Annotated in this window: 1 protein-coding gene and 1 pseudogene; both read left to right on the top strand. The window is 54.0% G+C overall.

The window, feature by feature from the left end; genetic code table 11:
* Positions 1–403, top strand: a pseudogene (locus tag AC1DVH_RS32365) (DUF6311 domain-containing protein); the annotation flags it as partial.
* 104 nt (positions 404–507) lie between these two features.
* A partial coding sequence (locus AC1DVH_RS32360; protein ID WP_477757205.1) for a LysR family transcriptional regulator occupies positions 508–650 on the top strand: 143 nt, incomplete at its 3' end.

Here is a 650-nt window from a genome sequence, read left to right as displayed (position 1 = left end):
CAGTAAAGAGAGTCCGGCGGTGGATTCTTTGGCCAAGGGATGGTCGCTTAACGAACCGTGGGGAACCTGGTCCGAAGGCGCCGAGTCGCAAATCGTTTTGCGGCCAACATCAAGGGTGAATTCATTGTTGCTGGAAACCAGCGCGTTGCTCGCACCTACGCACACAGAGCAGTCGCTGGAGATTGTCGTCAATGATGTGAGTGTACTGTCCACCCGGTTGGTCAAGCCTGAAGCAAACCGAATCAACATCGGATTACCCGCAGCCGTGCAACAGCTCATCGAACGTCAAGGCGTACTGCGTATTTTTTTCAAATACTCCAATGCCATCAGTCCGGGAGAGCTTGGCATGAGTAACGACCCGCGCAAACTGGCATTCGGATTACAGGCGCTGACTTTGAATTGAACAAACGTAACGTCTGCACCGGCATTGTCTATCGTTCAGGCACGTAGACGTTATCCCCGAGCCTTTCTACACTGCCTTCCAGTCTGGGGATCGGGGGGCAGTGGATGAATCGCAACGAACTACGCAAGGCGGATATCAACCTGATGGTGGTATTCGAAACACTGATGCTCGAGCGTAATGTCACTCGGGTGGCGGAGAAGCTGTTTCTCGGTCAGCCGACCATCAGTTCGGCGCTCAACCGCTTGCG

It is taken from the genome of Pseudomonas sp. P4_C3, assembly GCF_056402075.1.
The sequence above is the reverse complement of the archived record's forward strand: the minus strand, read 5'-3'. Positions and strand labels throughout refer to the sequence as shown.